This window comes from Corallococcus praedator (assembly GCF_003612125.1).
In the GTDB taxonomy this organism is placed as follows: Bacteria; Myxococcota; Myxococcia; order Myxococcales; family Myxococcaceae; genus Corallococcus; species Corallococcus praedator.
The window spans coordinates 1-13,902 of sequence record NZ_RAWI01000254.1; the positions used below are offsets into that span (position 1 = coordinate 1).

The 13,902-nt window shown below is 69.3% G+C and carries 14 protein-coding genes and 1 pseudogene; 12 read left to right on the forward strand and 3 right to left on the reverse strand.

Annotated features, from left to right (window positions below):
• The 5 genes and pseudogenes from D7Y13_RS45865 to D7Y13_RS27435 all read left to right on the forward strand — a co-directional run.
• Nucleotides 1-370: pseudogene (locus D7Y13_RS45865) on the forward strand (serine/threonine protein kinase); the annotation flags it as partial.
• Nucleotides 371-372: 2 nt separating this feature from the next.
• Entirely contained in the window at nucleotides 373-1,032 is a 660-nt protein-coding gene (locus D7Y13_RS27420; RefSeq protein WP_199732910.1) for a response regulator, read from the forward strand.
• Nucleotides 1,033-1,059: 27 nt separating this feature from the next.
• Complete coding sequence (locus tag D7Y13_RS27425) at nucleotides 1,060-2,394, forward strand: M16 family metallopeptidase (protein ID WP_120535213.1); 1,335 nt, start codon at nucleotides 1,060-1,062, stop codon at nucleotides 2,392-2,394.
• A gap of 29 nt (nucleotides 2,395-2,423) precedes the next feature.
• A complete protein-coding gene (locus D7Y13_RS27430) occupies nucleotides 2,424-3,914 on the forward strand; it encodes an insulinase family protein (RefSeq protein WP_120535212.1) in 1,491 nt (496 codons plus the stop codon).
• A 38-nt stretch (nucleotides 3,915-3,952) separates the two neighbouring features.
• A complete protein-coding gene (locus D7Y13_RS27435; protein WP_120585320.1) occupies nucleotides 3,953-4,609 on the forward strand; it encodes an RluA family pseudouridine synthase in 657 nt (218 codons plus the stop codon).
• A gap of 5 nt (nucleotides 4,610-4,614) precedes the next feature.
• Here D7Y13_RS27435 and D7Y13_RS27440 read toward each other — a convergent pair whose 3' ends face one another.
• The 3 genes from D7Y13_RS27440 to D7Y13_RS27450 are packed head-to-tail and all read right to left on the reverse strand — an operon-like array spanning nucleotide 4,615 to nucleotide 7,520.
• Nucleotides 4,615-5,457, reverse strand: coding sequence for a hypothetical protein (locus D7Y13_RS27440; protein WP_120535211.1), 843 nt, complete (start codon nucleotides 5,455-5,457; stop codon nucleotides 4,615-4,617).
• The gene (locus tag D7Y13_RS27445; protein ID WP_120630813.1) at nucleotides 5,454-6,872 is read right to left on the reverse strand and encodes a hypothetical protein; all 1,419 of its coding nucleotides are present in this window, start codon (nucleotides 6,870-6,872) and stop codon (nucleotides 5,454-5,456) included. The genes D7Y13_RS27440 and D7Y13_RS27445 overlap by 4 nt, the downstream gene beginning before the upstream one ends.
• A gap of 45 nt (nucleotides 6,873-6,917) precedes the next feature.
• Nucleotides 6,918-7,520, reverse strand: coding sequence for a hypothetical protein (locus tag D7Y13_RS27450; protein WP_120535209.1), 603 nt, complete (start codon nucleotides 7,518-7,520; stop codon nucleotides 6,918-6,920).
• A gap of 237 nt (nucleotides 7,521-7,757) precedes the next feature.
• Between D7Y13_RS27450 and D7Y13_RS27455 the strand changes: the two genes are divergently transcribed.
• The 7 genes from D7Y13_RS27455 to D7Y13_RS27485 all read left to right on the forward strand — a co-directional run.
• Nucleotides 7,758-8,573, forward strand: coding sequence for an MlaE family ABC transporter permease (locus D7Y13_RS27455; protein ID WP_120585231.1), 816 nt, complete (start codon nucleotides 7,758-7,760; stop codon nucleotides 8,571-8,573).
• A 56-nt stretch (nucleotides 8,574-8,629) separates the two neighbouring features.
• Entirely contained in the window at nucleotides 8,630-9,367 is a 738-nt protein-coding gene (locus D7Y13_RS27460; protein ID WP_120585234.1) for an ABC transporter ATP-binding protein, read from the forward strand.
• A gap of 95 nt (nucleotides 9,368-9,462) precedes the next feature.
• On the forward strand, nucleotides 9,463-10,992 hold the full coding sequence (locus tag D7Y13_RS27465) for an MlaD family protein (protein ID WP_120535206.1): 1,530 nt from the start codon (nucleotides 9,463-9,465) through the stop codon (nucleotides 10,990-10,992).
• Between the two features lie 153 nt (nucleotides 10,993-11,145).
• A complete protein-coding gene (locus D7Y13_RS27470) occupies nucleotides 11,146-12,072 on the forward strand; it encodes a PfkB family carbohydrate kinase (RefSeq protein ID WP_120535205.1) in 927 nt (308 codons plus the stop codon).
• A gap of 160 nt (nucleotides 12,073-12,232) precedes the next feature.
• On the forward strand, nucleotides 12,233-12,568 hold the full coding sequence (locus D7Y13_RS27475; protein ID WP_120535204.1) for a TIGR02266 family protein: 336 nt from the start codon (nucleotides 12,233-12,235) through the stop codon (nucleotides 12,566-12,568).
• A 7-nt stretch (nucleotides 12,569-12,575) separates the two neighbouring features.
• Nucleotides 12,576-13,307, forward strand: a complete 732-nt coding sequence (locus D7Y13_RS27480) for a metallophosphoesterase family protein (RefSeq protein ID WP_120535203.1) — start codon at nucleotides 12,576-12,578, stop codon at nucleotides 13,305-13,307.
• A 64-nt stretch (nucleotides 13,308-13,371) separates the two neighbouring features.
• A partial coding sequence (locus D7Y13_RS27485) for a hypothetical protein (RefSeq protein ID WP_120630814.1) occupies nucleotides 13,372-13,902 on the forward strand: 531 nt, incomplete at its 3' end.

The window sequence follows — 13,902 nt, forward strand, 5'->3', positions numbered from 1 at the left end:
CGCCAGTGCCAGCCCCACGCAGCTGCGCCCCATCGCGCCGCCGCCGCCCGCGCCTCCTCCGTCCTCGTCCTCACAGGACCTGGAGGACCAGGAGGATGACGGGGCGGAGGCAAGCGAACCGGCGGTGCCCGCCAAGGCCCAGCGCGCGTTCCTCACGCTGCGCACCAACCTTCCGGCGCGAGTCTACATCGACGGTGCGCGGGTGAGCCGCACCACGCCGCTGGTGAACTTCCCGGTCCGCGTCGGCACGCGCGACATCCGCGTGGTCGCGCTGTCCACGGGCGAGCGCAAGGACTTCCAGCTCCGCTTCTCGCGGGGCCAGCACCAGAAGCTGGAGGAACAATTCCAGCCTCCTCCCACCAGGCGGTGAACGTGGAGCGCACGCGCATCTTCATCGTTGAGGACCAGCCGCAGCTCTTGCGCAACCTGATCAAGGTCCTGAACACCTTCCCCGAACTGGAGCTGGTGGGCACGTCGCAGGACGGCGAGCAGGCCGTGGAGGACATCGTCCGGGAGCGCCCGCAGCTCGTCCTGCTGGACCTGGAGCTGCCGAGCATGCACGGCATCCAGGTGACCCAGAAGGTCAAGCGCCGCGCCCCGGAGGTGGAGATCCTCATCCTCACGTCCTTCGAGGAGGAGCAGAAGGTCTACGAGGCCATCCAGGCCGGCGCGTCCGGCTATCTGGTGAAGCGGGTGGGGCCGGAGAAGATCCGCTCCGCCATCCAGGAGGTCATGGAGGGCGGCACGGTGCTGGAGCCGATCATCGCGCGCCGCTTCTGGAACTACTTCCAGTCCGTCCAGGCGAAGCCCGCCCAGAAGCCCGCGGAGCTGCCCTGGGGGCTGACGCCCCTGGAGCTGGACGTGCTGCGCTACGTGGCCAAGGGCCTGTCCAACGCGGAGGTGGGGCAGGTGATGACGCTGGAGCGCCGGACGGTGCGCACGCACCTGTCGCATATCTACCGGAAGATGGGCGTCAACTCCCATGTGGACGCGGTGGTGAGGGCCCTGCGTGAAGGTGTCGTGGATCTCTAGGCCCGCCGTGGTTACGGTGGGGCACCTATGGCCAAGGCATCCCCGCGGTCCCCCGCGCGCGCGGTGGACCCCATCCTCCACGCCCTCTTCGACGTTCACGAGGCAACGCTGCCCAACGGTCTGAAGGTCCGCCTGCTGGCGAACCATCAGGCCCCGGTGGTGAGCCTCTACACCTTCTTCCAGGTGGGCAGCCGCAACGAGCGGCCCGGCATCACCGGCATCAGCCACCTGTTTGAACACATGATGTTCAACGGGGCGAAGAAGTACGGCCCCAAGATGTTCGACAAGACGCTCGAGTCGAACGGTGGCCGCTCCAACGCGTACACGTCCAACGACATGACGGTGTACTACGACGACTTCTCCGCCGACGCGCTGGAGACGGTGCTCGACCTGGAGTCGGACCGGATGCGCTCGCTGAGCATCTCCGACAAGACCCTGGCCAGCGAACGCGAGGTCGTCAAGGAAGAGCGCCGCGTCCGGGTGGACAATGAGATCCCCGGGATGATGGACGAGGAGCTGGGGACGCTCATCTACAAGGCGCACGCGTACCGCTGGCCCGTCATCGGGTGGATGGCGGACATCGAGAACATCACCCGCGAGGACTGCCAGGAGTACTTCCGCACGTACTACGCGCCCAACAACGCGGTGCTCTACATCTGCGGGGACATCGACCCGAAGAAGACGCTCGCGCTGGTGCGCCGCTACTACGGCGACATCCCGCGCGGACCGTCGCCGCTGCCGGTGATCAACGCGGAGCCGGAGCAGAAGGGCGAGCGCCGCGCCGTGGTGCGCCACCCCGCGCAGTCCCCGTCGGTGATGATCGGCTTCCGGGGCCCCTCCGCCAGCCAGGAGGACACGCTGGTGCTGGATGTGGCCCAGTACATCCTCACCAAGGGCGAGGGCAGCCGGCTGGTGAAGTCCCTGGTGTATGACCAGAAGGCCGCCGTGTCGGTGATGCTCGACTGGAGCTGGCGCATCGATCCGGGGACCGTGATGTTCTACCTGGAGCTCAAGCCGGACTCGGATCCGGCGAAGGTGGAGGCCCTGCTGTACGCGGAGCTGGAGAAGCTGGCGCGCGAGGGGGTCACCGAGAAGGAGCTGCAGAAGGCGAAGAACAACCTGCGCGCGGACCACCTGCGCGAGCTGTCCACCAACAGCGGCCGCGGCCACGCCCTGGGCCACTACGAGGCCCTGCTGGGCGACTGGCGCGAGGGCCTGTCCCTGCCGACCTTCTACGCATCCGTGACGCCGGAGCAGGTGAAGGCCGTCGCCGCGAAGTACTTCGCCCCCGAGCGTCGCTCGGTGGTCACCCTCCAGCCCGAAGCCGGCGCCATCGAGCCCGGCGACGACGCGGACGCTTGAAGCGTCCCGCGAGGAAACCCCTCCCGCGTATGGCCTCCCGAAAAATCGCCTCCGTGAAGAAGACCGTCCGCAAGGCCGCCAAGGCCGTGCGCAAACAGGCCGCCAGCGCCCGCAAGAAGGTCGCCGCGGTCCGCGCCAAGGCCTCCAAGCCCGCCAGGAAGGCAAAGCTCGCCCTGGTGCCCCAGGCCGCGGCCACCGGCGCGCTGAAGCTGCCGGAGCTGCATGAGAGCACCACGTCCACCGGCCTGAAGGTCATCGCCGCGGAACGGGGCCCGCTGCCGCTCATCTCCGTGCGGCTGGTCATGCGCGCGGGCAGCGTGTGGGATCCTCCGGGCAAGGATGGCCTGGCGGACTTCACCGCGCGCTTGATGCGCCGGGGCACCCAGAAGCTGGACGCCGACGCCATCAGCGAGGCCGTGGAGTTCGTGGGCGCCAGCCTCTACGCGGGCGTCAACGAGGACGTACTGTCCGTCTACCTGACGACGCCCGCGGAGCACTTCTCCGCGATGCTGGACGTCCTGGGGCAGGTGGTGCGCGAGCCCTCGTTCCCGGAGCAGGAGGTGCTGGATGCCCGGGACCGCGTGCTGGCGCAGTTCGCCAACGATCTGGACGACCCGTCCACCATCGCCGACCGCGCCTTCAGCCGCCTGCTCTGGGGAGACCACCCCTACGGGCGCGACCTGGGCGGCATCAAGCGCACCGTGTCCACCTTCACCCGCGACGACGTCGTGCGCTTCCACGCCGAGCGCATGGGCCCGCGCGTGTCGATGCTCACCGTGGTGGGCGCCATCGCGCCGGAGACGGTGGCCGCGGAGGCCGAGCGTGCGTTCGCCGGCTGGACGGGCGGACCGGACGCGCCCGCGGAATTGCCCCGCAAGCAGGAGCCGCTGGCGAAGGCCGGGCAGGTGCTGCTCATCGACAAGCCGGACCAGACGCAGTCCCAGGTGCGCCTGGGCGGCCCGGGCTTCTGGCTGGGCCACGAGGACTACTTCCCGGCCACGGCGATGAACATCGCGCTGGGCGGCGGGTTCACGTCGCGGCTGATGAACGAGATCCGCGTCAACCGCGGCCTCACCTACGGCGTCAGCTCCTACTTCGACACGATGAGCGCGGGCGGCGTGTTCGCGCTGTCCACGTTCACGAAGACGGCCTCCACGCGGGAGATCATCGACGTGGCGCTGGAGGAGATCCACGGCGTGCGCGACGGCGGCCTGAAGCCGCGCGAGCTGAAGGACGCCCAGAGCTACCTGGCCGGCCTGTATCCGCTGCGCACGGAGACCAACGAGTCCGTCGCGTCCGTCATCGCGGATGTCCGCATCCACGGCCTGGGGGACGACTGGGTGGAGAAGTTCCGCGACCGGCTGCGCGCGGTGACGCCGAAGGACGTGGCCCGGGTGGCGAAGAAGTACGCCTTCGCGGACGCGCCCGTCATCGTCGTGCTGGGCAAGGCGTCGGAAGTGAAGCCGCTGCTCGAAGGGCTGGGCCCCATCACCGTGGTGTCGGCGTCGGAGTACGAGTGAGCAGCAGTGCCCGCATCCTCTTCGACGGCGCGGGGGTGATGGTGGTGGACAAGCCGGCCGGGGTGCTCGTCATCCCCGGCCGTGAAGGCGGCCCGTGCCTGCGCGACACGCTGGAGGCGCAGCTGGGCCGCAAGGTGTTCGTGGTGCACCGGTTGGATCGCGACACGTCCGGCGTCCTCGTCTTCGCCCTGGACGCGGCGGTGCACCGCGCGCTCTCCCAGGCCTTTGAAGCGGGCAAGGTGCGCAAGCGCTACCGGGCCCTGGTGGAAGGCCGGCTGGAGACCCCCCAGTGGGTGGACGCGCCGCTGGTGGCGGGCCGCAAGGGCCGCATGCGCGTGGCGCGGCCGGAGGAGCCGGACGCCAAGCCGTCGCGCACGCGGGTGCGTCCGGTGGAGACCTTCGCCAACGCCTCGCTGGTGGAGGCCGAGCCGGTGACGGGGCGCACGCACCAGATTCGCGTGCACCTGCTGGCCCTGGGCCATCCGTTGCTCGTGGACCACCAGTACGGCCGCGAGGCGCCCCTCACGGAGGGGGAGCTGGGAGGGCAGGGGACGCAGGAGGTGCTGACGCGCACGCCGCTGCACGCCGCGCGCGTGGAGTGGCCGGCGCTGCCGGGCGTCGCCGCGGGCGCGGTGGAGGCCCCGCTGCCTCCGGACATGCTGCGGGCGCTGGAGCTGCTGCGCGCGGCCGGGTGACGGCCTTACGGGTGCTTGGTCAACATGAAGCTGTTGGACATGCCGCCCACGCCGTAGCCATCCAGCGCGGAGAGCCACACGGTGCCCTCGGAAGCGTCCACGGTGATGATGGCGGTGCACACGCCGCTGTCGCAGGGGCCGATCTTCGTGGGCGTCACCTTGCCTCGCGAGGACGTCAGCTCCAGGGAGCCCTTGAAGTGCGCGGCCCGGGGGCCCTCGGCGCGCACGGAGATGGTGAAGGACAGGCGGCTCGTGCGCGCGCCTTCGATGGGGTCGAACGTGAAGCCCGTGATGTCGCCTGGAAGGATGGGGTCGTCCGGATGGGGGCCCGCATCCCCGGGCGTCCCCGCGTCGTCCATGGAGCCTGCGTCCACCTCCGCTTCGGACACGCCCGCGTCGAAGGCGATGAGGACCCCCGCGTCCCACTCCTCCTCGGGATCCGTCTCCTTGTCCTTGCCGGGGGGCGTCAGGGTGAGGGCTCCCTCGGCCACCGCCTCCCGCCCGTCATCGAGCCGCAGCTTCACCGTGTGCGCGCCCGAACCCAGGCCCCGGGGCATCGTCACGACGGCGACGCCCTGCGGATCGAACTGCGTCACCACCGCTTCCATCTCATCCACCCAGACGTGGCCCGTCGCCGTCGTGCGGGCGTTCACCTTCTCCTCGCCGTAGTCCACGGAGACGGCGTACTGCGCGTCGAACCGGATGGTGAGCTCCTCGTCCTTCGAGCTGACGAGCAACGTCGCCGGCTCCACCGAGAGGATGGTGGGCTTGGGCAGCGAAGGAGAACTCCCTGAACAGGCCCACGCCAGCACGGCCCACCCCAGCAGCGCGAACGTGGCGCGCCTCACGGAACGAACCTCAGTCCCGCGGACACGGACACGCCACCCAGCTCGGCGCGCAGTAGATCCGTTTCGACGGGGGCGAGCGCGGCTCGCGCCTCCGCGAGGACGCTCCAGCGGCCAAAGCCATACGCACCCTGCACGGACAGGAATCCCATGGCCGCGACTCTGCTCTCATCCACGGCCGTCGGGAAGTCGTCTGAAGTCTGAGATGCATCCACAGACAGTCGATGGCTGAAAGGCAGCACACCCGCGCCTGCTCTGCCGTCCAGCTTGAAGGAGTCATGCTGGAAAAGGGTGACCCGCGCGGACAAAAGCAGGGGAACGCCCCACACGCGCGAATGCACCCCCAGGTCTTCTTGCGGCGCGTCGAACATCGCGTGGCGAAACCCCGCCTCGGCCTCCGCCGCCAGCCGCCCATTCCAGACAGGCAGGGGAACGGAGACCCCCAATGACAGCAGCGGTCCGCCATTGGCTCCGCTCGCGAACGCGGCGCCCCCCAGCAGGAACAACGACAGTCGTTCGCCCGTGCCGCGCGGGGCCAGGGTTTGCGGCGGCGGGGCAGGGGAGGTGGGCGCCGTGAGCTCCACCGTCTCCGGAGGCTTGGGCCGCGCGGGCCGCACGCCGGCCTGGATCCGCGCTGCGTTCGCGGTGGGATCCGCGTCGCGCCAGCGGACCGTGACGGACACGCGCGGGGCCCCCTCGCGGGGATGCACCGTGAAGCGCGCGCGCTCCTTCGAAGGATCGGCCTTCACCGTGGCGCCCTCCGCGGCGACGTCCAGCTGCGACGGCGGCACCACGCCCTCCGTGCCCGCGAGGATGAGCCAGCCCCCGTCCTCCGGCGACAGCGGATCCGGCGTGAGCGCGGCGACCAGCGGGCGTTCGGAAGGCACCTCCAACGGGGCGCTGCGGTCCGTGGTGAGCGTGCCCCGCGTCGCGAGCACGCGCGCCTCCTTCGCATCCGGAGGCACCTCCACGGGCACCTGCGCGCGGCCCCGTGCGTCCGCCTTCACCGGACCGAAGCGCGCTTCACCGACGGCGACCACCACCTCCGCGCCCGGCGCGGTGGACACGTCCAGCGTCGTGCGTCCCAGGAGGGGAATGTGCACCGGGGTGACTTCCGGGGGCCGGCCATCCTCCACCCAGAAGGCGAGCACCGCCCACAGCGGGTAGCGCACCGGCGGAGGGGTCCAGCGGAAGACGCGCTCCGCGCCGCCCTCCACCCGGGTCGCCTCCCAGGTGCCCGAGGAGGCGGCCGCGCGCACGGGGCCGGCGCCTTTCGGCACCCGCACCCGCACCACCACGGCCGGGTCCTGCCCGAGCACCACGCGCCCGGGCGTCGCCTCCACCTCGGGCGGCTCCGCCCGGGCCACGGCGGCGAGCGACACCCAGAGGAGGACGGCGATGAGGAGCGGCGGACGCATTCGGGAAATCCCGCTTCCCAGTTGACCGCCGCTCCCGCCTTCGGGTCAATCCTCGGCAGGCACGGCGTTGTCCAGCTCCTCATCCGAGGGCAGGATCGCGACCTCGGGCAGCTCCTCGTCCATGGGCACTTCAGCCATGGGCTTGTCCGCCGGGCCCGAGTTCATCTTGGACGGCGGGCTGAAGGCGGGCCGGTCCGCGGGCGCGCCGCCGCCGCGGCCGTGCACCAGCGTCTTGGTGTCGGAGCGGAAGGTGAGGTCCACCTTGTCGCCGCGCACCGCGGTCACCAGGCCGACGCCGAAGGTCGGGTGGTGGATGACCTGATCCACCCGGTAGGTGTCCTTGGGGCTGTACTTGGGCGCGCTGGCGATGTCCTTGCCCGCGAGCTGTTCGTCGAAGGAGATGACCACCTTCTCCGCGCGCGTCGTGCGCGTGGTGCCGCTGGCGGCGCGAGCGGCCTTCGCCGTGGCGGCCTTCGTGGGACGGTCCGTGGTGCCGGGCTTGCCGCGGAACGCGTGTTCCCCGCCGCACGTGTTGCAGCGGACGCGGGCGATCTTCGGACCGACCATCGCGAGGATGGTGTGAGCGAGAGACATCTTGCAGCGGGTGCAGAGGGAATCCACCTCGCCGCCGACCTTCAGGGTAGCCATGCTGTTGTTTCGCTCTGGCCCGGCAACTCCCCGAAAAAAGGGCGCGCCGGGCGTGGAAGGAAAAGGGTCGCGGAACATAACGGCCAGCCCTGGGAGGAGGAAGCCCCATCGCATCCCACCTGTCCGTCACGCACGAGGTCCCCTGCCAACCAGCCATGGCGGTGAGGGTGGGATAACCCGGCGAGGGACTTCGCTTGTGCGCGCGGCGGGGGCACGTAGAGTAGCCAGCCTGAACGCATGACCACCGAGACCCCCAGCAAACCGAACCGCCTGACCGGCGCCTTCGTCCAGTCGGTGGAGGGCTTCGGCAGGGGCCTCATCGACGTCATCGCCACCATTGGCGGCGTGGTCGCCATGGGCCTGGACATCTTCCGCTGGAGCGTCCGGCGCCCCTTCCGCCTGAACAACCTGTTCACCCAGCTGGACTTCGTGGGGGTGGGCTCCATCTTCATCGTCGGGCTCACCGGCAGCTTCACCGGCATGGTGTTCGCCCTCCAGACGTCCACCGCCTTCGCCCTGTTCGACGCGGAGAGCCTGGTGGGCCCCACCGTGGCCCTGACGCTCACCCGTGAGCTGTCCGCCGTGTTCGCCGCGCTGATGGTCACCATGCGCGCCGGCTCCGCCATGTGCACGGAGCTGGGCACCATGCGCGTCTCCGAACAGGTGGACGCGCTGGAGACCATGGCCGTCAACCCGGTGCAGTACCTGCTGGTGCCCCGGGTGCTCGCGGGCCTGTTCATGGTCCCCGCGCTCACCATGCTCTTCAACACCACGGGCATGACAGGGGCCTACATCGTCGCGGTGTTCGGCCTGGGCATCTCCCCCGGCACCTTCCTGTCGCGCACCCAGCAGTGGATGGCGCCCTCGGACGTCTACGAGGGCCTCATCAAGGGGGCCATCTTCGGTCTGGCCGTGGCCCTCATCTGCTGCTTCAAGGGCTACAACGCCTCCGGCGGCGCCAAGGGCGTGGGTCAGGCCACCACGGAGGCCATGGTGGCCAGCGCCCTGTCCATCTTCATCCTCGATTTCATCGTCGGCATGATGATGCACTGATGGGCCCGCCGGACTCCCCCTCGGCTCCTCCCGCGTCCACCGGGTCGAAGAAGCCGATGATCGACATCGTGGACCTGCACAAGACCTTCGGTTCCACCAAGGTCCTCACCGGCATCAACCTCACCGTGCCGGCGGGCAGCACCTGCGTCATCCTGGGCGGCTCCGGCTCCGGCAAGACGGTGCTGATGAAGCACATGATCGGCCTGCTCAAGCCCGACAGTGGCAAGGTCATCATCGACGGGGAGGACATCGTCCCCATGAGCGTGCAGGGCCTGCAGCAGGTCCGCCGCAGCTTCGGCATGGTGTTCCAGGCCGCCGCGCTCTTCGACTCCATGACGGTGTTCGAGAACGTCGCCTTCCCCCTGCGCCAGCACACCAGCCTCCCCGAGGACGCCATCCGGGAGAAGGTGCGCAAGCGCCTGGAGCTGATGAGCCTCAAGCCGGAGGTGGAGAACCGCTTCCCCGCGGACCTGTCCGGCGGCATGCGCAAGCGCGTGGGTCTGGCGCGCGCCGTGGTGCTGGACCCGAAGGTCGTCCTCTATGACGAGCCCACCACCGGCCTGGACCCCATCACCACCGACTCCGTGGATGAGATGATCCTCACCGCGCAGAAGGAGCTGGGCGTCACCAGCGTGGTCATCAGCCACGACATCGCCTCCGCCTTCAACGTCGCGGATCAGATTGCCTTCCTCTCCAAGGGCGTCATCGTGGAGAACGGCTCCCCGGAGCAGCTGCGCGAGTCCACGCAGCCCGCCGTCCAGGTGTTCCTGCAGACCTGGTTCGGCAAGAACTAGGGACCGCAAGAATTCCCGTCCCCCATGAAAAGCTGGCACCCGGCATGCAAATCGTTAGAGTCGCGCGCGGCCGGTAGCGCTCGGAGTCACATCAGGTGAAGAAGCTCGTCACGCCCTTCCGTGTGGGCCTGCTGGTCATCGCCGCGGGGGCATTTCTCATCACGTTCGTCTTGTTCGCCACCAAGGGCGGGCTGAGCGACCGGGATTCCACCCAGGTGTGGGCCTATTTCCGGGATGCGTCCGGTCTCGCCGTGCGCGGCCGGGTGCAGATCGCCGGCATCCCGGTGGGTGAAATCAGCGACATCACCCTGGAGGGCACTCGCGCCAAGGTCTGGCTGAAGATCCGCAAGGGCGTGGACGTGCGCCAGGACGCCGCCGTCACCAAGCGCTCGGAGTCGCTGCTGGGCGACTACCTGCTGGACCTGAACCCCGGCACGGAGCAGGCCCCCGCGCTGGAGAACGGCGGGCAGATCCGCCGCGTCATCGACACCCAGGGCGTGGAGGCCGTGTTCGAGTCCCTGTCGCAGATCACCTCCGACATCCAGCAGGTGACGGGCGCGCTGCGCGAGGTGCTGGGCGGGGAGAAGGGCGCCGGCTCCCTGGAGCGCATCGTGGAGAACATGGTCCGCCTGTCGGACTCGGTGGACGCCACGGTGCGCCGCAACACGGACCGCCTGGACACCATCATGGCGAACGTGGAGGGCGTGTCCTCCGATGTGCGCGCCATCACCCAGAGCAACGGCGCGGACGTGGGCCGCATCGTCAACAACGTGGAGATGATCACCAAGGATGTTCGCGAGGTGCTGGGCACCGTCAAGAACATCGTGGGCAGCGGGGAAGGGGAGTTCAAGGAGAGCGTCTCCAGCCTCAAGCAGACCCTGGGCCGGCTGGACAACACGCTCGCCAACCTGGAGGACATCACCCGCAAGGTGAAGGACGGCGAGGGCGCCGCGGGCGCGCTGCTCACCGACGAGCAGCTGGGCCAGCGCGTCAACGAGGCCGTCACCGACATCTCCGACTTCGCCACCCGCCTCACCAACACCCAGACGGAGGTGGGCCTGTTCAGCACCTACCTGGTGTCCCAGGGCGCGTCGAAGAACGGCCTGTCGCTGCGGCTCATCCCCAAGCCGGACAAGTACTACCTGCTGGAGATCATCGACGACCCGCGCGGTTCGGTGAGCACGCAGGTGGTGCAGACCAACCCGCCGTCGGACGGGGACCCGGTCATCCAGACGCAGAAGGTGACCAAGGAGTCCTTCAAGTTCAGCTTCCAGTTCGCCAAGCGCTACTACTTCACCACCCTGCGAGTTGGCCTCATCGAGTCCACGGGCGGTGTGGGCGCGGACCTGCACTTCTTCGACGACGCGCTCACCCTGAAGATGGACGCCTTCAACTTCACCGCGGATGAGCTGAGATACCCGCGCCTGCGCGCCACGCTGCGCGCCCAGGCGTTCGACCACCTGTTCGTGGTGGCGGGCATGGACGACATCATCAACGCCCAGCAGCGCGACACGGCCACCAAGCGCCTGATCGCCGGCCGCGACTTCTTCTTCGGCGCCGGCTTCTTCTTCACCGACGACGACCTGAAGTCCCTCATCGTCACCACGGGCATCCCCGCGCTCTAGGCACGGGGGCGCCTTCCGGGCCCCCGGGTGTCCCTTGTCCCCTTGACCTTGCGGGGCAGGTGTCGTACCCGGCACGGGCACGGGGTTTCCCTTCACGAAGCGCCGTGCCCTGACGCAAGCGGTTCGCGCCCGGTCACTCCCCAGGAAGCCCGCATGTCCCTTCTCGTCGTCGGTTCAATCGCGCTGGACTCGCTGGAAACGCCCTTCGGCAAGAAGGATGACGTGCTCGGCGGTTCGGCCACCTACTTCTCCACCACCGCGTCCTTCTTCGGGCCGGTGCAGCTGGTGGCGGTGGTGGGCGAGGACTTCCCGGAGGCCCACCTCCAGTTCCTGCGCGGGCGCGGCATCGACCTGGAGGGGCTCACCCGCGAGGCCGGCCGCACCTTCCGCTGGAAGGGCAAGTACGGCTGGGAGCTCAACGAGGCGCAGACGCTGGACACCCAGCTGAACGTCTTCGAGTCCTTCTCGCCCAACCTGCCGCAGGCGTACCGGGAGACCCCCTACGTCTTCCTGGGCAACATCCACCCGGAGCTCCAGTCGCGCGTGCTGGACCAGGTGAAGGCGCCCAAGCTGGTGGCCGCCGACACGATGAACTTCTGGATCCAGGGCAGCCGCCCCGCGCTCCTGAAGACGCTCCAGCGCGTGAACCTGCTCTTCATCAACGACGCGGAGGCGCGCCAGCTGTCCGGCGAGCACAACGTCGTGAAGGCCGCCCGCGCCATCCTGGCCATGGGCCCCTCGCGCGTGGTCATCAAGCGCGGCGAGCACGGCGCGCTGCTCTTCGACCAGGACCACATCTTCGCCTGCCCGGCGTTCCCCCTGTCGGAGGTGTTCGACCCCACCGGCGCGGGTGACACCTTCGCCGGCGGCTTCATGGGCACCCTGGCGTCCGCGTCCTACGACAAGGTGGACGGGCAGCTGCTGCGCAAGGCCATGGTCATGGGCAGCGTGATGGCCTCCTTCACCGTGGAGAAGTTCAGCCTGGAGCGCCTGCGCGAGGTGAAGCGCCCGGAGATCCACGCCCGCTTCGCCGAGTTCAAGAAGCTCACCCACTTCGACGACCTGGGCCCCCTGGGCTGAAGCCCAGCGACCAGGAAGGGCGGGCGACCCGGTGTGGAACTTGACGGGCCGCTCCCACCTTTCCTAGGCTCGCCTGAACGCAGTGGATGAATAAATCCGGCAAGGCCACCCTTTTTCAGCCCGACCGTGGGTGGAGAGGCCCCTGCCGGGAGGTCACGGGTTGAGCGAAAACCGAAAGTACGCGCGGGTTGGCACCCACCTGCGCTGCTGGTGCGAGGGTGAGAACGTGACCCTGTATGCGCGCATCGCCAACCTGAGCGAGGGCGGACTCTTCCTGAGGACGAGCACGCCCCTGGCGAAGGGTTCGCGGGCGCAGGTGCGGCTGTCGCAGGAGACGGACGCGGCGTTGCATGCCGAGGCGACCGTCGTGTGGTTGCGCGGAGGCGAGCAGCCTGTCGGGCGGCCTCCGGGCATGGGCTTGAGATTCGAAGCGTTGGACGCGAACGCGCTGGCGAGCCTGCGGCGCATCATCTCCCAGCAGCAGACCTCCCCATAGGCTCCCCATGCGCATCGCCGTCATCTCCGACATCCACTCCAACATCGAGGCCCTCACGGAAGTCCTGAGGGTGGCGGAGCACCAGAAGGTGGACCGCTTCGTGTCGCTGGGGGACATCGTCGGCTACGGGGCGTCGCCCAACCCGTGCTGCGAGCTGGTGCGCTCGGTGGCGGAGATCACGCTGCTGGGCAACCACGACGCCGCGGTCGCCGGCCGGATGGACTACTCGTACTACTACGACGCCGCCCGGCACGCGCTCGACTGGAGCGCCAACGTCCTCTCCGACGAGAACCTGGCCTGGCTGCGCAGCCTTCCGTACACGTACCGGATTGGAGAGGTGGGCTTCTGCCATGGCTCGCCCATCGATCCGAAGGCGTACGAGTACATCTTCGCGCTGGAGCAGGCGCGGGAGCTGACGCCGTACGTGGCGGAGCTGCCGGAAGTGACGTTCATTGGCCACAGCCACCTGTGCCGGGCGTTCGCCATTGGCAACGGCGAGGTGAACGACGTGGTGGCCCAGAAGTTCGTGCTGCGCAAGGGCTACAAGTACATCGTCTCCGTGGGCAGCGTGGGGCAGCCGCGCGACTACGACAACCGGGCCTGCTTCGTCATCTGCGACACGGACGCGCGCACGGTGGAGTACCTGCGCGTGGAGTACGACATCGAGACGTCCGCGCAGAAGATCTTCGACGCGGACCTCGCGCTGAACTTCGGCAAGCGGCTGTTCCTGGGCGTCTGAGGGCCTGACGCCCTCGGTGCGGAAAAGCGGCGCAACCGGGCGGAAGGTGGCATAAACCGGGGCCGTGCGTCCCCAGGTCCTCCGTCCGATGCGGCCCGTCAAGGGCCTTGGCCTCGCCGTCCTCGTCCTCCTCATGCTCGGTGCGTCCGGGTGCCGTCGCGCTCCGGCGCCGCCGTCACCCGAATACGAGCAGGCCACGAAGCGCTGGAGTTCGCTGTACGCGCAGAAGCTGGACGGCGCGTACCTGGATCCGGCGACGGGGGAGATTGAAGCGCTGCTGCAGCGCGTGCCCGCCGACAGCGTGGACTCCGTCGCGGCGCAGGACCTCTTGCGCCGCATCGACGAGGGCCGCACGCGGATGATGGCGGCCGCGGCGGAGCAGCAGCGCGCGGTGGAGAGCGCCCAGGCGCTGCCCACCTCCGACCCGTCCCATACGGGCATCGCGCAGCCGGAGGCCCTCCCGTCCGAGGCGCCGGTGGACGCGGGACTCGGGGATGCGGGGATGGTCGGTCCCCAGGTGGGCACGCCGGCCTCCGAGCTGGTGTCCGGCTTCCGGGGCTGCTTCCAGCGCGCCATGCCCGTCCAGGTGGAAGGG